General features: G+C 37.8%; 19 protein-coding genes and 1 tRNA gene. 5 read left to right on the forward strand and 15 right to left on the reverse strand.

The window, feature by feature from the left end:
• Positions 1-3 precede the first annotated feature (3 nt).
• The 3 genes from ABXZ32_RS13060 to ABXZ32_RS13070 form a co-directional block, all read right to left on the reverse strand.
• Positions 4-2,490 carry an ATP-dependent Clp protease ATP-binding subunit gene (locus ABXZ32_RS13060; protein ID WP_354619128.1) on the reverse strand — a complete coding sequence of 829 codons (2,487 nt, stop codon included), beginning with the start codon at positions 2,488-2,490 and terminating at the stop codon, positions 4-6.
• Positions 2,491-3,853: 1,363 nt separating this feature from the next.
• On the reverse strand, positions 3,854-5,953 hold the full coding sequence (locus ABXZ32_RS13065; RefSeq protein ID WP_354619129.1) for an amino acid permease: 2,100 nt from the start codon (positions 5,951-5,953) through the stop codon (positions 3,854-3,856).
• A gap of 1,124 nt (positions 5,954-7,077) precedes the next feature.
• Positions 7,078-7,151, reverse strand: a tRNA-Met gene (locus ABXZ32_RS13070).
• 137 nt (positions 7,152-7,288) lie between these two features.
• On the opposite strand from ABXZ32_RS13070, the gene ABXZ32_RS13075 reads away from it, so the two are divergent.
• Positions 7,289-7,672 (forward strand): START-like domain-containing protein, encoded by a 384-nt coding sequence (locus tag ABXZ32_RS13075; RefSeq protein ID WP_354619130.1) that lies wholly within the window; start codon positions 7,289-7,291, stop codon positions 7,670-7,672.
• Positions 7,673-7,727: 55 nt separating this feature from the next.
• Positions 7,728-8,573, forward strand: coding sequence for an aminotransferase class IV (locus tag ABXZ32_RS13080; protein WP_354619131.1), 846 nt, complete (start codon positions 7,728-7,730; stop codon positions 8,571-8,573).
• On the opposite strand, the gene ABXZ32_RS13085 is transcribed toward ABXZ32_RS13080, so the two are convergent.
• The 5 genes from ABXZ32_RS13085 to ABXZ32_RS13105 all read right to left on the reverse strand — a co-directional run bounded on the left by ABXZ32_RS13085 (position 8,570) and on the right by ABXZ32_RS13105 (position 13,062).
• Positions 8,570-9,130, reverse strand: a complete 561-nt coding sequence (locus ABXZ32_RS13085; RefSeq protein ID WP_354619132.1) for a YqgE/AlgH family protein — start codon at positions 9,128-9,130, stop codon at positions 8,570-8,572. The two genes, ABXZ32_RS13080 and ABXZ32_RS13085, sit on opposite strands and share 4 nt — an antisense overlap.
• A gap of 96 nt (positions 9,131-9,226) precedes the next feature.
• Positions 9,227-9,499, reverse strand: coding sequence for an HU family DNA-binding protein (locus ABXZ32_RS13090; protein WP_062053609.1), 273 nt, complete (start codon positions 9,497-9,499; stop codon positions 9,227-9,229).
• A 176-nt stretch (positions 9,500-9,675) separates the two neighbouring features.
• Positions 9,676-10,623, reverse strand: coding sequence for a methionyl-tRNA formyltransferase (gene fmt / locus ABXZ32_RS13095; RefSeq protein WP_354619133.1), 948 nt, complete (start codon positions 10,621-10,623; stop codon positions 9,676-9,678).
• Between the two features lies 1 nt (position 10,624).
• Entirely contained in the window at positions 10,625-12,520 is a 1,896-nt protein-coding gene (locus ABXZ32_RS13100; RefSeq protein WP_354619134.1) for a RecQ family ATP-dependent DNA helicase, read from the reverse strand.
• A gap of 2 nt (positions 12,521-12,522) precedes the next feature.
• A complete protein-coding gene (locus ABXZ32_RS13105; RefSeq protein ID WP_354619135.1) occupies positions 12,523-13,062 on the reverse strand; it encodes an ATP-binding protein in 540 nt (179 codons plus the stop codon).
• An 87-nt stretch (positions 13,063-13,149) separates the two neighbouring features.
• Here ABXZ32_RS13105 and ABXZ32_RS13110 point away from each other — a divergent pair, with 87 nt between their 5' ends.
• From ABXZ32_RS13110 to murA, 3 genes are all read left to right on the forward strand, one after another.
• Positions 13,150-13,437 carry a DUF493 family protein gene (locus ABXZ32_RS13110; RefSeq protein WP_354619136.1) on the forward strand — a complete coding sequence of 96 codons (288 nt, stop codon included), beginning with the start codon at positions 13,150-13,152 and terminating at the stop codon, positions 13,435-13,437.
• Between the two features lie 88 nt (positions 13,438-13,525).
• Entirely contained in the window at positions 13,526-14,176 is a 651-nt protein-coding gene (locus tag ABXZ32_RS13115; protein WP_354619137.1) for a DUF4290 domain-containing protein, read from the forward strand.
• A gap of 14 nt (positions 14,177-14,190) precedes the next feature.
• Positions 14,191-15,498: a UDP-N-acetylglucosamine 1-carboxyvinyltransferase gene (gene murA / locus ABXZ32_RS13120; RefSeq protein ID WP_354619138.1), complete on the forward strand. Its 1,308-nt coding sequence runs from the start codon at positions 14,191-14,193 to the stop codon at positions 15,496-15,498.
• On the opposite strand, the gene ABXZ32_RS13125 is transcribed toward murA, so the two are convergent.
• The 7 genes from ABXZ32_RS13125 to ABXZ32_RS13155 all read right to left on the reverse strand — a co-directional run bounded on the left by ABXZ32_RS13125 (position 15,488) and on the right by ABXZ32_RS13155 (position 19,829).
• Positions 15,488-15,913: a hypothetical protein gene (locus tag ABXZ32_RS13125; protein ID WP_354619139.1), complete on the reverse strand. Its 426-nt coding sequence runs from the start codon at positions 15,911-15,913 to the stop codon at positions 15,488-15,490. The genes murA and ABXZ32_RS13125 overlap by 11 nt on opposite strands.
• Positions 15,914-15,936: 23 nt before the next feature.
• Positions 15,937-16,935 (reverse strand): pirin family protein, encoded by a 999-nt coding sequence (locus ABXZ32_RS13130; protein ID WP_354619140.1) that lies wholly within the window; start codon positions 16,933-16,935, stop codon positions 15,937-15,939.
• 39 nt (positions 16,936-16,974) lie between these two features.
• Positions 16,975-17,418 (reverse strand): VOC family protein, encoded by a 444-nt coding sequence (locus ABXZ32_RS13135; protein ID WP_354619141.1) that lies wholly within the window; start codon positions 17,416-17,418, stop codon positions 16,975-16,977.
• A gap of 45 nt (positions 17,419-17,463) precedes the next feature.
• Positions 17,464-17,877, reverse strand: a complete 414-nt coding sequence (locus tag ABXZ32_RS13140) for a GNAT family N-acetyltransferase (protein WP_354619142.1) — start codon at positions 17,875-17,877, stop codon at positions 17,464-17,466.
• Entirely contained in the window at positions 17,861-18,553 is a 693-nt protein-coding gene (locus ABXZ32_RS13145; RefSeq protein WP_354619143.1) for a lysoplasmalogenase, read from the reverse strand. The genes ABXZ32_RS13140 and ABXZ32_RS13145 overlap by 17 nt, the downstream gene beginning before the upstream one ends.
• Positions 18,554-18,566: 13 nt before the next feature.
• The gene (locus tag ABXZ32_RS13150; RefSeq protein ID WP_354619144.1) at positions 18,567-19,226 is read right to left on the reverse strand and encodes a hydrolase; all 660 of its coding nucleotides are present in this window, start codon (positions 19,224-19,226) and stop codon (positions 18,567-18,569) included.
• 96 nt (positions 19,227-19,322) lie between these two features.
• On the reverse strand, positions 19,323-19,829 hold the full coding sequence (locus tag ABXZ32_RS13155; protein ID WP_354619145.1) for a DUF3124 domain-containing protein: 507 nt from the start codon (positions 19,827-19,829) through the stop codon (positions 19,323-19,325).
• Positions 19,830-19,902: the final 73 nt, after the last annotated feature.

The following is a 19,902-nucleotide window of genomic DNA, read 5'->3' on the forward strand; positions in this document are numbered from 1 at the left end:
TATTTAAGTAATCTTCCATATTATTTCATCATTTTTATCTAGACTGATATTTACAACACTTCCCCTTTTCACTTCACCGGTAATTATTTTTCTGGAGAGCGGCCTTCGTAATTCTTTTCGTATAACTCCAATCAAAGGACGTGCGCCATATTTCGGCGTAAAACCAGACATGGCAAGTTTTTCTTTTGCCTTATCATCTATGTGCAGTGAAATTCCCTGCACCTCTAACATTTTATATAAATTCTTAAGATGGATATTGAAAATCATGACCACTACCTCTTTGCTTATTGGTGCAAAAGGCACTATCTCTGTGAGTCTACCCAGAAATTCAGGCCTGAAATGACCAGACATGATCTCCATAATATCATTAGATTTTGGTATTTCCCCTTTACTAAATGAATCTATAATCACTTGGCTTGCAATATTGGAAGTGAAAAGAATGACTGCATTGGAAAAATCACCTTCTTTCCCTAGACGATCGTGCAATTTTCCTTCATCGAGTATCTGTAAAAAAATATCGAAAACCGAAGCATGAGCCTTCTCTATTTCGTCAAAAAGGACTACGGCATAAGGTTGTTGCCTAATTTTGTTCACCAATAAACCTCCCTCTTCATACCCTACATAACCTGGAGGGGCACCATATAAAAGTGCTGCTGAATGTTCCTCTTTAAATTCAGACATATCGAAACGTATTAAGGCCGATTCATTTTGGAATAAAAATTCTGCAAGAGTCTTAGCAAGTTCTGTTTTGCCCGTTCCTGTAGGTCCGAGAAAGAAAAATGACCCTATAGGCTGTCCAGGTTTACTTAATCCTGACCGTGATTCCAATATGGCTTCAGTAATTGTTTTTATAGCATGATCCTGTCCTACAACCCTTTTCTTAAGGTGCTCTTCGGTATTTAACAAACGTTCACGTTCTTGAGATTGCAATTTACCCATGGGAATCCCGGTTTTATGGGATACCACGGCAGCAACATCTGATTTTTCAATGGACTCCCGGGTTTGACCCGCAGATTCACTTAATTTTCCAAGTACTTCTTCAATATATATCGCAATTTCTTTTGAAGTCTCCATCTTAGCAACGTCTTGATCTTCTTCTATCGCTGTAAACAGGACTTCACTGATCTTGTTCTTTATGAAAGTTGAGAACCATTGTAGTTCACCAATAAGTTCATCCTCTTCAAGGCCTATTTCATTCACCGAAATCTCAGCGAACTGCTCTTTTAAGACAATAAGATCATCCTTGGAACTAACAGAAACCATTTTCACTACTGCCATAGTTCTGTCAAGCAAGTCAACCGCGGCATCAGGGAGCGCTCTTTCTTTAAGGTATCTTTTGGATAAGCGGATCGTTTCTTTAAGTACTTCTGCATCTACTTTAAGCCCGTGATGTATTTCATAATTAGGAATAATTTTACTCAGCATCCTATAAGCTACTATTTCATTGGGCTCATCAATTTTTATTATCTCGAAACTTCTGTTGAAAGCTTCATCAGATTCAATGAACTTGGTGTAATTATCTACAGATGTGGTACCAAGGATGGTTATTTCACCCCTTGCAAGCTCAGGTTTTAAGAGGTTTGCAGCCCCTGATGCACCACCTTGCTTATCCAATAGAGTGTGTATCTCGTCTATAAAAAGAATAGCATTTTCGAATTGCTTAATCTCTTTAATGATATGCTTTAGGCGGTCTTCTACTTCGCCTTTATACGAAGCCCCTGCGATCAAGGATCCAAAGTCCAGCTCAAAAACAACTGTACCAGCCAGCGAGCCTCCAATTTTGTTGTCTGCAAGTTTTTGGATTAACCCGCTGATAACGGCTGTTTTGCCTACACCGGTATCACCAATAAGTATTACGTTGGGTTTGGATCTTCTTCCAAGAATTTCGGTTATCATCCTTATTTCCTTGTCCCGGGCTACTACAGGATCTAGTTTTCCCTGTCTGGCGATGCTCGATTTATCAATACAATATTTAAGAAGGGCATTATGTGTTTTACTTTTAACTGATGTGTTTTCTTCTTTATTGGGTATTCCCATTACCTCTTTAAGGTCTGAGAATTCTACCATTGAATTAAGAATCTCATCCCCACGTAATGGAAATGTTTTTAATTGTTCATAGGTAAATCCAACTCCTGGAGTACACAAAGAAGCTAATGCACATATGGCATCTATATGATCACTGGTTGTTTTGAGCCGTAAATTGTCTGCTTCATTTAAGACGGCAAATAGCTCATCATCTGCCTGAGGATTTACTTCAATTCGTGAATTTTTGGGGTAAGATTCTATGCGGACATCTGCCCATTCCTCCAAATAATAAAGATCTTTATCCAGATTCTCCAAATAAGATCTTAAACCGATATCCTTATGCAGCAGTGCTTTTAATAAATGAGATGGAGATATATTTTTATTGGAATACTCTTTAGCGATGGATTGAGCTATGCTTATACCTTTTTTTAGATCCTCGGAAAACATTAAATCTACATCGGTCATAGCTATTTATTTATTAATTTATGGCTTCATTCAGATAGAATTCATAAAATAAATTTAGCTTATTGATGAGACAACCTTCTAAGGGTTTTCTTTCAATCGGGTCAAGAGGAGGGAATACGTTAAACTTTTGGTTATTTTACAAACAAAATAGTATTGTGTTGATAATTATATAATAAATTTATTAATTTTTTCTAAATAATGTTGATTTTTTACTAATTTTTTTTGAATTATTTAATTTTTTTAATTTTTTATTCAATTGTATAATTACCTTGGTTTAATGCCCTATTGTCTTGTTTTACTAGTTTTTTGCAGAATTAGGATTTAAGTAATAGATCAATAAATGGCTTGTTTTTTTTTTAATTATAATAGTAATAATTCGAAGAAATTAAATACAAGGACCGACCTTTAAAGAATTTTTTTTTTTGGAAAGTAAGAAAGATGGCTATTGTATTTCAAAATATAATTGGTGAGAGATTTTGTGGCTGCTTGGACCAAGGTGATGAACCTTGATCAGTTCGACTTAGTCTAAAGCATGCTAGGCTGAAGATTAAGAGCCTAAGTGTATCTAAATAAAAAAGGTGGCCTAAGAATAGGCCACCTTTTTTATTTAGAGACTTTTTCTGGAGCAGCAATTTTATAGCACCATGGAAACATGGTTGTCTAAAATTTATTTTTCTTCTGTTGGCCGGGGGCATAGGCTTTCGCCGATTTGCTGCCTGTGGCTTTTTTGACCTGTCCCGGAGCAGAACTTTTGTTACTTACATGAACAGTGGATCTACAACCCGTTGTTAATCCAGCTAACAGGACCAGGAATAAACTAACCTTTAATATTCTAACGAACATAACTTCAAATTTAAGTTGGCGAAATTATATTATTTTAAGATTGCTTATTGATTTTATAAAAATATTTTTCTGAAATGCAGAAGGCTGATAATCAATAAGGTTGGTACAGGTAACTACCTAGGATGCTGATTTCTAAAAGATTGGGCTCAGTGGTTATGTTTTGCCAATTTTCGTTCATCTTCATGAATATGAACCCAAAAACAATGCATACAAAAACGGATTGGTGTTGACCAATCCGTTTTTGAAATAAAGGTTTTAACCTTGTAGCGAGACCGGGGCACGATCCCGTGACCTCCGGGTTATGAATTAGGCTTCATGATTTTGAATTGTCTATATACGGAGCCTGCAAGACGCTATTCTATAAAATTGTGTGTAAAAACGTGTTCAGTTTCGTGTTCACTTTGATTATTAAATAATTATATCAGCAGGTATGATTTTTTGTATTATTAATTTCAGGACGGGTCATTATGACGTACTGTTTGTGGTGGTTTGGTTGCATTATGGTATAAACATTTTTCTCCTACTTTGACAGGATGAATTGATCATAAAGTTTATTTATTGACCTGGGTTCACCAATAATTGTTAGCACATCGTTTTCAAGAAATACGGTCTTTCCTTTTGGAGTAAAAGAACTGCCATCCCTGTCTACTAATACAACCAGTACATCCTGAGGGAGTAATGCTTCCATCAGTTTTTTATTAATGAAAATATTGGAAGGTTCATTTTTGTTTAATGGAAAAGTTATATATCGCTTGTCATGCAAAAGATACTCGATAACTTCCTTTGCTGTTTTTAAAGAAAAAACATCTTTAATAAAGTAATCGCGTTCAGCAATATCTATTATGCTTGATAACATGCGAAGTTGCTGTTTTGGGTTATTCTCATCGTTTACAAGGAAAAAAAATATTTTTATTTTTTCCTTGATTAAAACCCCATGTATTTCAACTGGTTTTTCAATGCTTTCTTCACACAATACAATATGGAGTACCGGATGGATTATATCCGGTTTTTTTGCATAAAGAAGGGAAACTTCAGGAATCACCAAAGCAGGATCTATAGGAGTTGTTTTTAGGAATTCTTCATTTAGACTATTACCATCAACATTTAATTCCAGAGCAATAGAATTGGCTACATCTTGTACCAAATCTTCAAATATAGCATTATCGATAAAATGTATTTGTGAACGAACAATTGTCTGGTTGAAAGGATCATCCTGGCGCAAACCTTTCTCTCGTAAAATCATCATAAACTCATTTTCTAGTTCATCGTGCTGATGTTTGCCCAACAAAGCAAACCAGTGATAAATAGCTCCTTCTCGTTTTACTTTAGAACGAACGAAAAAAGTATACCACCCGTATGCAAGAATAATGGTAATTAAAGTAAATGCTAGCGCTCCCCATCCCATAAAAAACATTAGAGCCAGCGAAGAAATAATACCGAATATTTGCATCCATGGATAAAGGGGCGAACGATAGCCGGGATCGTAAGAAGCTATTTTACTATTTCGAAAAACGATGACAGAAAAGTTTATAGCCATGAATATGAACAATTGAAATGTACTTGCGAGTTTTACAATGCCCTCTTCGGTAAGGATAATAATAAACATTATAATTAATCCTGTCGTAAGGAGAATTGCGGGAACGGGGGTTCCCCAGCGACTAATTATGCTAAATTTTTTAGAAAATAATTTGTCCCTAGCCATGGCTAGAGGATAGCGCGAAGTGGCAAGAATGCCTGCATTTCCCGTAGAAGCAAAGGCAAATAGAGCAGCTATTACAATAATATACAATCCCGTTTTTGGAGGTAACCAACTGAATAACTGCTGCGTTGCAGTAGCTGCAGGCGAAAGGTCTTGTGAAAGTGCTTCATTGCCAATAACGCTTACCATAACAAAAACACCAAACACATAAATCAAACCAGTTACCAATAGCGACAAGGCCATTCCTAAGGGTATATTCCGTTCTGGGTTTTTAATTTCTTCGGCAACGCTTGCTATTTGTGTTAGCCCTAAATAAGAAACAAAAACGAAACCAGTTGTAAAAATAAGGCCATTAAGTCCCCCGGTAAAAAATGGATTATAATTGTACTTGTTAAATCCTATGGAGGAGTTAGTTCCTGAGAAAATATTCCAAAAACCATCCGCGATAAATGCCCCTAAAACTAAAAGTAACACAATCACTAATATTTTTTGAATACCGGAAGATTTTCGCGCTCCAAATATATTCAGAATAGAAAATATTATGGCAAAAATTACTGCGGTTTCTTTTATTGGGATATCCCAAAATATGGAAGCATAAGCGCCAATTCCAACAAGCGCAAATGCTGTTTTTAAAAGAAGGGCTATATATGTTCCGATTCCGCCTATCGTCCCCATCAACGGTCCCAGGCTTCGATCAAGAAAGAAGTAAGCTCCGCCAGAGCGTGGCAAGGCAGTGGATATTTCGGCAACACTAAACATCGCCGGCATTATTAAAATTCCGGCAAGAAAATATGCCAAAATCACCGATGGTCCGGTATGATGAGCCGCCAGTCCTGGCAATAGAAAAAAGCCGGAACTAAACATGGCTCCCGTGCTTAAAGCGAAAACGTCAAACAATCCAAGTTCTTTTTTTAGTTTCATAGCTTTCTTCTAATCGTATATTTGTCTGCTTAAACTTCAGGCAACACCAAAAGTGGAGTATTAATATGCCTTGTCATAACGGGGGTTCCAATTTTAATGTTTCACTATTATTTTAATCATTTAATTCTTGTAGCTGAGTTGTTGCACCTTTTTTAACAGAAGACTAACCTTCTAATTATCAATATCATCGGGTTAAATAAAGATAAGAGTTATTTTGAATTGAAATGCTTTTTCGGATTTTATAGAATTTTTTAAAATAGAATTTGAAGATTAACTAAAGTCAATTGCGACTATGATATTATTAAATAATTTCATTATAATTAATTTAGTTGGCGCTTCAAACTTGAAAAAATTTGAGCTTCATTGATTGAATTTTATAAACGTTAATACTAATTATAGTAATACCTTTTTAATGATAGTATTCCCATCAGAATAAATAGTAAAACTTGCGTGTCTTTATCTGCATAATGTTTATTATTTATTTTTTTAAATCAATATTAACTGAACTCTTATAATGATGATAGAAATTAAAATATCCTTGAATGACGGCTTAGAGATAATAGATCTTCAAGATTCAAAATTGGGTTGAAAGATTAGACAAAACAGTATTTTATGAAATGATGAATTCGGTTTTGAATCCTTTACCTTTAGAAAGTTGGTAGAGAAAATAAATTCTAGCGAAGCTTCTATATACAGATACTCTGAGAGTAAACATCCCTTATTGCTTTTTTTGACAAATTGGTGTTGGGAGTGATTGAATTACTTAATCAATTTTTAATACAATGAATGTTGATGATCCAAGAAAAAGCTAAAAATAGTTATTCAATCTTGCATCAAAGGATAATCCAAGTGTTGACTATGTTGATGAAAGTAAACTTCACAATATCTTGATATCCGAAGGTGGGAAGGCATATCATACTAAGGAAGTAGATAATCAGAGTTTTAAAGGTATTTGTTAAAAATTAAATTTCCGAAATATAGAAAATTCGCAATCCATGGAATCGCAACAAATGGTTCTAAAACAAAAAATCCTAACCATCCAATCGTAATTGTTTCTAGAAATACAGACATAAAAAAACGGTTTAGAGTGAACTAAACCGTTTTTTGGGTGCATTTTACTTGTGTAGCGAGAGGGGGGCACGATCCCCCGACCTCCGGGTTATGAATCCGACGCTCTAACCAACTGAGCTACCTCGCCATTGCCGTTTTAAGCGGGTGCAAATATAGAGTTAAATTTCTTTTCAATCAAAATTCATTTGGTAAAAAATAATATTGGGCATTTATTTTTTTATCATGTAGAAATATATATATTGTCCGACGAAAACATTATACAGAATGAGTGATAAAGTTAAGTTCGAAGTTGAGTTTGTGATACAATCATCTCAACCCCTATTATATCAATATATATCCACCCCATCCGGTTTATCTGAGTGGTTTGCAGACAATGTAAATTCTAGAGGAGAGTTGTTTACTTTTATATGGGATGGGTCAGAAGAAGAAGCTAAATTATTAAAGAGAAAAAGTGATGAATTTGTTCGTTTTGCTTGGGCAGAAGCTGAGGACGACGCATATTTTGAAATGAGGATTATAGTAGATGAAATTACATCTGATGTTTCCTTGTTCATTACAGATTTCGCTGATGAGGACGAGGTAGATGAAGCCAAGATGCTTTGGGAAAACCAAATCTCAAGTCTAAAACAAGTTTTAGGTTCTTCCTAAAGGTTTTAGACCATAAAACAATATCTTTGGGCCTTGAATTTTCAAGGCTTTTTTTATGGTTAATTTTAATGGTGACATCCTATCTCAAGACACACTTTTCCTCAATCAAGAAAATAGAGGGCTGAAGTATGGTGATGGACTCTTTGAAACCATTCGGGTGGTCAATGGAAAAATTTTCTTTTGGGAAGACCATTACCTGCGCCTTATGGCCTCTATGCGTATTATGCGTATGGAGATTCCCATGAACTTTACCATGGAATTTTTGGAAGAGCAACTGTTGAACACTATTGCATCCAACGGTTTGGAAAATTCTCCTGCCCGAGTACGTTTGTCAGTATTTAGAAACAATGGCGGGTATTATTTGCCGGAAACCAATGAAATATCCTATATCATGGAGGTTGGGGAGTTAGATTCACCATTTTACATGATACACCAACAAGATTATGTCGTGGAGTTGTTCAAAGATTTCTATGTGAATCCGGATATGCTTTCTACCTTAAAGTCCAACAATAAGGCCATAAACGTTGTTGGAAGTATTTATGCGAAGGAAAATGGGTATCAGAACTGCTTGTTGTTAAACAACCAAAAACAAGTGGTGGAAGCCTTAAATGGCAATCTGTTTTTGGTAATGGGCAATACGATCAAAACGCCACCAAAAAAAGATGGATGTCTCAATGGCATTATTAGAAAGAAATTGATAGAAATAGTGGGTAAATTGGAAGCCTATACCTTGGAGGAGGCATCAATTTCCCCTTTTGAACTCCAAAAGGCCGATGAATTGTTTATTACCAACGCCATAGTAGGGATTCAACCCATTACTAGGTATCGCAAAAAGAATTTTGAAACCAAAGTCGCTTCAGATTTATTGGGTAAACTTAATGCCGCCGCTAGGCTGGGTTAGTTAAGATTCGGGTTTTCAGGAAAATTGGACCATAGGACATAGTCTCCCCCCAACTCGATCATTTTTTCTTTCCAAAATGTATTGGCCGATTTGTGGATGATATCACTTTTGTATTTATTGTGTACAACTACCCATGATTTGGAGGTGAGTTCTTGATCCAACTGTAAAGAGTTCCAGCCAGAATAACCCAAGAAGAACCGGATATCTTTTTCTGTAATATGGCCTTTGTTGATAAGATCAACAATGTTTTCAAAGTTGCCACCCCAATAGATACCATGGGAAATCTCTATGCTTTCCGCAATTAAATGGGGAACCTTATGGATGAAGTATAAGTTGTCCTGTTCCACAGGGCCACCATTGTATACCTGGAAGGGTACGCTTATCTCGGTGACCAACTCATTAATGCTATACATCAAAGGTTTGTTGAGAATAAAGCCAACGGAGCCTTCTAGATTGTGTTCGGCAATCAAAACTACCGACCTGTTAAAGGAAACATCGCCGGTAAGTGTTGGTTCTGCGATTAAAAGCTTCCCTTTTTTTGGTTTAATGCTGACCATTACACATTGGTTTTACTTAAAAATAAGACAAATCTTATTAAAAACAAAAAGGCACTCCATTTTAGGAGTGCCTTTTTCAAATTTATGGAATATAAATTAGTTTACTGCACCTGCTAACTCAGCACCTGCTTTAAACTTCACAACGTTTTTAGCTGCAATTTGGATAGTCTTTCCAGTTTGTGGATTTCTACCTTCTCTTGCTTCTCTTTTTGATACAGACCAAGATCCGAAACCAACTAAAGAAACTCTGTCACCTTTTTTAAGAGCTCCTTCAACATTTCCTAAAAAAGACTCTAAAGATTTCTTAGCTGCTGCTTTTGTGATGCCAGCGTCAGCTGCCATTGCATCGATTAATTCTGTTTTGTTCATAATTGAATTAAATTAATTGTTGTTAAAATAATTTTTGTACTCTAACAAATTTATACGGATTTGTGGTTAACGCAAGTAAAATCAAGGGAAATCCCTTATTTTGTTGATAACTTCGGGCGTTTGTTGATAAAGTAGGGTTTTTTCTACATTTCTATCAGCCCTTTGGTAGCAAGGGTTTAGCGTACATAAGCGTTTTTTAACAAATTAAGTCCATTTAAGACTTCATGTGTAGCCATTTTTCGCTTTCCTGGTAATTGTATTTCCTTGAGTTGAATATATCCACCTTCAACCGCAACTTTTAGGTTTTTTTTGTCAAATATCAATTGCCCGGTTTCCAACGGGTGTTCCTGTACTTCTTTGGCCGCCGCATAGATCTTAAGGAATAGTTCTTCATCTCCATTATATAGAGTAGTCCAAGCAGCAGGATATGGGCTTAGGCCCCTGATATGGTTAAAAATATCGGATATGGAAAGGGTCCAATTAATTTGGCAAGTCTCCTTGTGTATTTTGTAGGCCAATTTTAGGTCCCCTGTCTGTGGTTGCTTAATGGGTTCCACTTGGTTGGCCTTTATAAGTTCAACGGTTTTCAAAACCAACGAGGCTCCTAGGTGCATTAATTTATCATGGAGCTCCCCAGCGGTTTCATCAGGATCAATAGAAGTTTTTTCTTGAAGTATGATTTCACCGGTATCAATCTTGTCATCTATATAAAAGGTAGTGACCCCGGTTTCTGTCTCCCCGTTCATGATCGCCCAATTGATGGGAGCGGCACCCCTATAATGGGGCAGGAGGGATGCATGCAGGTTAAAGGTACCAAATTTAGGCATTTCCCAGACCGCCCTCGGTAGCATTCTAAATGCCACAATGATCTGCAAATTTGCGTTCAGATCCTTTAACTCGGATAAGAATGCCTCATCCTTTAAATTGGTAGGTTGTAAAACTGGCAGATTATGTGCTGTGGCATATTGTTTAACTGCAGATTCATTAAGCTTCCTTCCTCGGCCGGCCGGCTTGTCCGGGGCTGTGATCACCCCTACTATATTATAGGAGTTTTGGACGAGTTTGTCCAAAATGGCCACCGCAAAATCGGGCGTTCCCATAAATACGATTCGCAATGCTTCCATATTATGTTATTTTATATTCGTTTTTTGAGGTGACGGCAACATGCCCATCTTCCAGTAACCCCTGTAATACAATCAAAATGGTATCTTCCTTATAAGTGAGTGCCAAGGTTAGGTTTTTTGAAGTCTGATTGCCCTGGCGCAATATTTTCAAGATATCCCCTGCTACCAACTTTTGGATATCTGTATCGATGTTGTTTTTGCTGAGGCAAACATCACAAATACCACAAGCCTTCCGTTCCTCACCAAAATAGTGGAGTAATTGTGTGCTCCTACAGACCTTATTGTTATTGACATAAGCCAATATGCTTTCAATATTATTGATTTTGACCTGTTGCTGCTCCTTAACTTTTCTAGCAAAGATATTGATGGTCCTGTCATCTTCCCGCGGTACTAAAAAAATAATTTCCAGATCACTGCTTTGGGCCTGATAGTCTACGATCCCATCCGTATTCAATTGTTCCAGGGTTTGATGGATTTTCTCCTCAGGGATATTCGTTTTTTTGGAGATTAATAAAGGATTGATTTTTGTTGGATGTTCAAAAATGCCCCCATAGGTTCTTAGGATGGTCTGTATGAGTGGAGCAATGGAGGTATGGTTTTCCAAATAGTAAAATACTTGGCCCTTTGTCGCAATAAATTGAAGGGTTATTTTTTTGGTAAAGGATTCAGACAGTGAAATCACGGAATTTTGATCTAGTATCCGAAGCCCATTATAAGTAAGGGCCGTATTTAGCTTATAGGTGTCACAAAACTTATTGAAATGAAAATGGAAAGTTTCGGCTGTTCCTTCTCCATAAGGAATCTGGAAATAGTTATTTAATTTATTGTAGAGCAGTTTTAGAAAATCAACATCCGGAAGTACGCTTAAAAATTGCTGTTTTACTTGGTTTTCGTCGGCTTGGTTCAGCACCATAACTGCCTTGGCGGGAGTGCCATCTCTCCCGGCCCTCCCTGCTTCTTGGAAATAATTCTCCAGACTGTCAGGAATCTGATAGTGGACCACAAGTTCTACATCGGGCTTGTCAATGCCCATGCCAAAAGCATTGGTGGCCACCATTACCTGTACCTTATTCTCTAGCCATAATTGCAGTCGCTTTGTTTTTTCTTTTTTTGGAATGCCCCCATGAAAAAAGGTAGTCGTTAATTTGTGCGCATTTAGAAAATCGGACAGCTCTTGGGCAGACCTTCTTGTTCTAACATATACAATAGCGCTTTTTTGCAGCCCAAGACAGAGTTTTTTTAGTTGGAACTTTTTATCCTCGTTCCATTGTACATGAAAAGCAATATTGTCCCTGGAAAAAGAGTCTTTATAAACCGCAGCAGCTGTTAATTGAAGGTTCTCTGTTATATCTTCTGCCACTTTGGGAGTAGCAGTTGCCGTTAGGGCTATAATGGGAGTTTCTGGTAATAGCTCCCTTAAAACATTGCAATTTAGATAAGCAGGTCTAAAATCGTTTCCCCATTGGGAGATGCAGTGGGCTTCATCTATGGCAATTAGATTTACATTCATTTGTTGAATGCGTTCTTGTACCAACTCTTGTTGTAACCGTTCCGGGGACAGATAAAGGAACTTGTAATTGCCATACAGGCAATTGTCAAGGAGATCTATTACTTCATTAAAGGAAATGCCACCGGTAAGGGCCAGGGCTTTAATGCCCTTGTTCTTTAATGCGTCCACTTGGTTTTGGATCAATGCGATTAAAGGAGATACCACTATACATAGGCCGTCCTTTGCCATAGCAGGGACTTGGTAGCACAATGATTTTCCGCCACCAGTGGGGAGCAGAGCTAATACATCCCGTCCTTGGATTACGGTGTCTATAATTTGTTCCTGCGATCCCCTGAATTGAGAAAAGCCCCAATATTTTTCTAAAATCTCATGAGGGTCTTTAACCACAATTAGTTTTTTACTTTATTTAAAATAAAGGATAATCTTTCCGCTACAGTGCCCTTGGGAACATGTATGGTTTTATACCCATATTTTTGATAACTCGCCTCTAAACAATCATGAATACGTAAGGCCTCATCATAATTTTCATATCGTTCACCGTCCGTAGCATAAATTTCCTTCCATGGGGGCAAGAGAAATACGGCGTCATACGTGTAGGTCTCACAGGCCTCTATGAAACTTTGGTCATATTTTTGGTCAAAACAGTCCATGTAGGCAACAACATCGGGTAGTCCGCGATCCATAAATACATGTTCAGCAGGTATTTTTGAAGCTTCAAAAAACTGCTTGATTCTGCCTTCAGTCAATTTTTTGCTGAACAACAGGGGATCCGTCACAAACAATTGTTGTATGCCTTGTTCTCTGGCTTCCAGGGTAATACTTCTAGAGATCTCATGAATACATGGGAGACCCATCAATTCAATTTTTTCAACTATGGATGTTTTTCCGGTACTAGGCCCGCCTGTAATAACAATCTTTTTTGGCTCCAATAATAATATTTTATGGTACAAAGTTAATGAAATAGCCAGTAGCGTAAAAAATTGCAACGGTTACTTTATATTTGTAAAAAGAAAAATATGGACACTGAAAAATCTGACGAATTTTACAGAAAGCTAAAAATCCAATTGGAAGAAACCAGTTCATGGCCCACCAATTACCTCTATAAATTTATTGTTCCAACCGACGGGGAACGGATTGTACAGATCCATAAAATCTTCGATAATACTGGTGCAGTAATTGAATCCAAACAATCAAAAAAAGGAAAATACACAAGTTTGTCCATTACCGTACACCTTAAAAATCCCGATGCTGTAATCGAAAAATATAAGGAAGTAGGGAAGGTTAAGGGGGTTATATCACTTTAATAATAGTATTTGTACCATATTTTTGTTAATTTGCAGACCTTATAAGGCATACTTCACTTATTATAACTTTTAAGCAAATTCTTTTAATTTGAATCTAGTAGAAAACATAGAGTATAATACTGAGCGCTCGCAGCTCATTATTCCCGAGTACGGAAGACATTTCCAAAAAATGGTTGATCACGCCATATCCATTGAGGACAGAGAGGAACGCAACAAAATTGCCCAAGCCATCATTAGTGTTATGGGTAATATTCAACCTCATTTGAGGGATGTTCCCGATTTTCAGCATAAGCTATGGGACCAGTTGTTCATTATGTCCGATTTTAAATTGGACGTAGACTCTCCTTATCCTATTACAAGTAAGGAGGTACTTCGGAAAAAGCCAGATCCTTTGGCCTACCCACAGAATTTTCCAAAATATCGTTTTTATGGGAACAACATCAAGAGAATGATTGATGTTGCCGTGGAATGGGAAAAGGGAGACATGAGGGATGGTCTGGAATACGCCATAGCAAATCACATGAAGAAATGTTACCTGAATTGGAACAAAGATGTGGTAGATGATAGTGCCATTTTCAAACATTTGTATGAATTGAGTGATGGGCAAATCGACCTAAAAGGCGAGAATCTTACCGAAAGTGGACAGTTCCTAAAAAACAGGGTTGCCAAAACCCCTAGGACCAGTAGTCCAAAAAAGAACCAAAGAAGCAATACTAACCGCGGTAAAAAGCGATACTAATATATTCAACGTAAATGGGGACATTTAGGATTGAAGGTGGTCACCAACTACATGGTGAAATAACACCGCAAGGAGCAAAAAATGAGGCATTACAAATTTTGTGTGCCGTACTACTGACTCCAGAAAGAGTTACAATAAACAATATTCCTGACATCGTTGATGTCAATAAACTGATATCCTTATTGGAGGACTTGGGTGTAAAAATCCAAAAGAAAGGGAAAGGATCGTTTACCTTCAAGGCCGACGATGTGAACTTGGACTACCTCCAATCTGACCAATTCAAAAAGGACGGGAGGGGACTTAGAGGTTCCATTATGTTGGTAGGGCCTTTATTGGCGCGTTTTGGAAAAGGATATATTCCTAAACCAGGAGGTGATAAAATTGGACGTCGTCGTTTGGATACCCATTTTGAAGGGTTGATAAAATTGGGCGCCAAATTTAGGTACAATAAGGAAGAGCTCTTTTATGGGGTAGAGGCCAAGAAATTAAAAGGGACCTATATGCTTCTTGATGAGGCTTCTGTTACGGGTACGGCCAACATTTTGATGGCAGCCGTATTGGCAGAGGGGGAAACCACAATTTACAATGCCGCATGTGAACCTTACTTACAGCAATTGTGCAAGATGCTCAATAGAATGGGTGCTAAGATCACAGGGGTAGGCTCTAATTTGTTGAAAATTGAAGGAGTTGAAAAATTAGGCGGAACGGAACATACGATGCTGCCCGATATGATAGAGATAGGGAGTTGGATAGGTCTTGCCGCTATGACCAAAAGTGAACTTACCATTAAGAATGTAAGTTGGGACAATTTGGGCCAAATCCCAACGGTTTTCAGAAAGCTGGGAATCACTTTGGAACGCAAAGGAGATGATATCTACATTCCCGCACACAAGGATGGATATGAAATACAGAATTATATAGATGGTTCTATTTTAACCATTGCAGACGCTCCCTGGCCGGGACTTACACCAGATTTATTGAGTATAATCCTGGTAATGGCAACACAGGCCAAAGGTGAAATTTTGGTGCACCAAAAAATGTTTGAAAGTCGTTTGTTCTTCGTGGATAAACTTATAGATATGGGAGCGAAAATTATCCTTTGCGATCCACATAGGGCTACCATTATAGGGCATGACTTTAAGTCTACTTTAAAAGCAACCACCATGGTATCTCCAGATATTAGGGCAGGAATTTCTTTGTTGATAGCAGCCTTATCAGCAAAAGGGGTCTCTACCATTCATAATATTGAACAGATAGATAGGGGTTATGAGAATATAGATGAACGTCTTAGAGCCATTGGTGCTAAGATTGTTAGGGTCTAGTTGAGGAAGGGAACAATTCCAAGACACTCCAAACAAAAATTAAACTCCATAAAAAGGTACGAATCCAATTTCTTTTTTCCAGTTGATGTAAATCTTTTGGGATAAAGGAGTTGGATTCTATTTTTCCATGTATGGGTACAAATAGGGAAAAGGTAATGGCCCAAAGGGAAAGCACCAACATAAAACTTCCGACCGAATAAAATGACTGGCTATCATAGACCTGAAATCCACTTAGCAGCAATTGGCCCATCATTAGGGGCATAACGATATAGGCAATACGTACCGTATAGGTTTGATGCCATCTGACCAGATCAGATTCAGGATAGTATTTAAAACTTGGATATACCACAAGTTGCACCATCCAAATCAAAACAATCAAACCTAAATCAAGAAGTAGCCGTACAGCCTCAATCATGTGATGAAATATTTTTCTTTTATTTATTTCTCTACCAATGTACCATCAGGGTATTGGGCAAACCTCCCTTTATTTCGATCGTGTACATTATCGGAATAGGGCCAAGGCCACCCTCCAAATTGGGTCAACTGGTATTCCTGCATGGCCTGTTGTATTTCTTGGTCTGTATTCATCACAAAAGGCCCATATTTGGCAACTGGCTCATTTATCGGTTTGCCCTGTAACATTAAAAAAGAGGCCTTTTTATCTCCACTTCTTAAGACCACTTCTTGGTCCGATTGCAGATCGATCCCGTGGTTAGGGGTGATTTTTTCATCGCTTACCGTACAGTGGTCCCCATCATAAAAATAGAGGCTTCTGTGTATTGGATTGCTAGTGGCCGGTAATACAAATTCGGTGTTGGGATCCAAATAAATATTCCAAACTGCAACTTCATTTTCAGGATCTGCAGCCCAAGAATTTGGGGCCGGATGAGGGGCCTTATTTCCTTTGAAGCTCCCTGCCATAACCTTAACTGTGGTGCCATTGGTTTTTACAACGGGAATATCTTCATGCCACAACATGGCAAAATGGGGATCTACAAATTTGTTTGCCTTGGGTAGGTTCAGCCAGATTTGGAAAAGTTCCAAGGGGTTACCCTCCTCAGTTTTTAGCAACGGGAACATTTCTGAATGTTGCACTCCTCTTCCTGCCGTCATCCACTGTACATCTCCCTCTCCAAAGCGACCTGCTGCCCCTAAAGAGTCAGAATGGTCACAATACCCTTTATTGACAATGGTAATGGTCTCAAACCCTCTATGTGGATGATAGGGGAAGCCAGGGATGGTCTGTCCGTGGTACATCCGCCATCCATCTTTAATGGTAAAGTCATTTCCCAAATTTCGACCTTCGAGTGAGGCGGCCGGTCCCATTTCTTCATTGCCTTTTGGATAATGGTCCAGATGGTAGACACAAAATAAAAAAGGATCCTGCGTTTGCCATGGGAAGCCCAGTGGGTATATGTTCTTGATGGTGTCTCTCATGATTAAATAATAATATGGAACTAAATAAGTGATGCGCTATTAATGTACAGCGTCATTAATTTCTATCCAGTAGCCTTCAGGATCTCGAAGATAGATTTGTTGCACGCCGTCTGCCCTTTGAGTAATGGTTTTCTTGCTCCCCGGCCAATCCTCGTATTCAACATTGTTTTTATTTAAGTTTTCTATAAATGCTTCCAACTTTTGTGTGGAGAGGCAAAGGTGCATGGATTTGTGTTTTTTCATGACCACAGTATCTTTTGATATAAGGTGCAGTTGGGTATTTCCCTGTAGTTGGAACCATCGAAAGCCTGGATCATTGGTAGGGTGCGGTATTTCTTTTAGCTGCAGAACATTGGCATAAAAATCACCAGTTTTCTTTAGATCATTGACAATTAGGGACTGATGGTCAATGGCGAAATCAAAGGTCTGTGCTTTGGCGGGGATCGCGAAAAGAAATAGGATCAATACTGGAATATATTTCATGGAAACTTATATTAAGTTGAAGATACAAGATACTTAAAAATAAGATTATGGTAGCATTTTCTCCATGACCACATAGTTGATGTTACCTTTGGAAAATGTTTGGGTTGTCTCTATAAGCCCCAATTTATGGTAGAAACCTGTTTTCTCCTTTCTGGCATTGCACCAGATTTTTTCAACCCCTTTACTATGGGCAACTTTCAGTAAATGTTGTAACATATGACTTCCATATCCTTTTCCTTGTTCCGAGGTTTTGGTGGCCAATTTCCGAAACTGTGCATTATCATCTATAATGAATAGGGAAGCTACTGTAACCAATTCTTCATCACGGAATAACCCAAAATGCAACCCAAGGTGGTCATGGGGTAATTTTATATAATCCAACGGTTTATCTGGCCACATCACAGCTTGCCTCAACGACCAAGTTGCAGGGGCAGGGATGGTCTTAATTATTGTTCCCATTTTTGTCCTTTAGTAGTCCTGTGACAATTAGATATTGGGCCAGTGCATAAGTGCCCATCACTAGAAAATTGGAGAAGGGCAGGGGTATCAAAAATTTATTGATTGCCAAAAGGCTATCTGAAATTATAAAACTTAGTGCACCTATAAAAACCAAAAGAAAACTGTTTCCAGATACTTTAATTTTTCGTCTATAGGCCATAATTACCATGATTAGTATGGCAAGGATATAAAGTGCCACAGGAATTTTTATGTTGACCAAACGGGTATATAGAAGGGTATATAATGCAACCCCATAGCCCGTTAGAAGTACTGTCATAATCCAAAAGTCCAATCGTGTTTTTGAGCTGCGTTGTAGGTAAAAGCAAAATGCATAAAAAACATGGGCCAAAAGAAAGGAACCCAATCCCAAAATAAAGTATAGTTCAGATATTTGGTCAAAGAGAAGGAAAATATCTCCAATTAGCGAAAACACCAATGCCAATAGGGTAAATCTTCCTGGTATTCTTTCCATTCCAATTCTATTTTGCAAAAAATAGAATATTAGGGTTAGTAAAATCAAGGGTTTACTAATCACCCTGAAAAAAACAAAGGAAGTGCCTGCCAAATAAATATCCACGGTCACTAACAAAAAGAAAAGAATTCCAAATATGATATGGTGAAGGGGTGGCTTGGTCATGCTCAACTATATTTTAATCTTCTCTATACCTTGCCATAATTTCTTTAAAGAGTTCTCCCGTGGTTGGAGGGGTATAGGAAATGGCATTTGCCCCATATTCTATTACTCGTAAGATACTTCCATCATCTTTTCCACCTGTGGCCAGGATTGCTACCTGATCATCGTAATCCCTGATCCGTTTTACGATGTCATGGGTCTTATCGGCACCAGACACATTAAAGATGTCGATTCCGGCATCAATTCTCCCCTTGATATCATCTTTTTCAGAGACAATGGTAATGGTCACTGGGATATCAATTTTCTCCTTTAACCGTTTGATCAATTCGTTAGGGGTAGGTTTGTTCAGGACCACGCCTAGTGCCCCTTGATATTCTGCCTGCATCGCAAGTTCTATAGATCTCTTACCGGTGGTCAAGCCTCCTCCCACTCCGCAAAAAATAGGCTTATCAGCTGCCAGGATCAAGGCATTTGAAATCATGGGCTGGGGAGTAAAGGGATAAACGGCAATGATGGCGTTTGCATTGGTATTTCTTATAATAGCTACATCGGTAGAGAAAAGAAATGATTTTAATAGCTGCCCAAAAACACGTATGCCCGAACACTCTTCGATAGATTCCGGTACAATAACAATATTTTTTCTGAGCCTACTGCCAAAAGAGGGGATGTGTTTCATAGCTGTTAATGGATAATAAAATGTATGATCCCTATTTACCTTGGATATTTGTATCTAATGTAACAAATATTCGAAGATAATTGCCTGATAAATCACTTACCTTTTAATCCCATGTGTAGTGAAAGAAATTCCCTGTTGCCCTGTTGTGGAAATCATTACAGCTTCAAAAAGCGGTTCATGGGTATTTTTTTTAACCGCCCATTCAAAGGTGAAGTTGGCACCTGTTCCTCCATGTTTATCATCTTGGTCTATTACGATATGAATGGTCTCCAGAGGCCTTATAAAGATAGGGTCTTTAAAATAGGTCCTGATCAATTTTCCTTTGGTATCATAATAATCGGTCCTTAGTATATAGACTGAATCTTTGGAACTGATGTTGCGCATGCTGGCTGTTGCCGTTAAATTATGGGTCCCCTTTTCACTTCGATCATAAATCTCTGAATAGATGGACAAATATGTGCTTCCGTGGACTAGACTATCTATTGGGTTGAGTTTGATCTTTCGCTTTTCCCAGTTCACTGGATTCATATGACTTACCTCCTTGGTTTCTTCACAACCAAGAGTGATCATACCAATGAACAGTAATAGGCATATGAATCTCATATTTTCTTGTTTTATATAATAAAATAATTTTAAGCTATACTGTAAAAAGCGAGTTGCTGTTATCTTTAATATT

Source organism: Sediminicola luteus (assembly GCF_040566555.1).
Classification (GTDB): Bacteria; Bacteroidota; Bacteroidia; order Flavobacteriales; family Flavobacteriaceae; genus Sediminicola.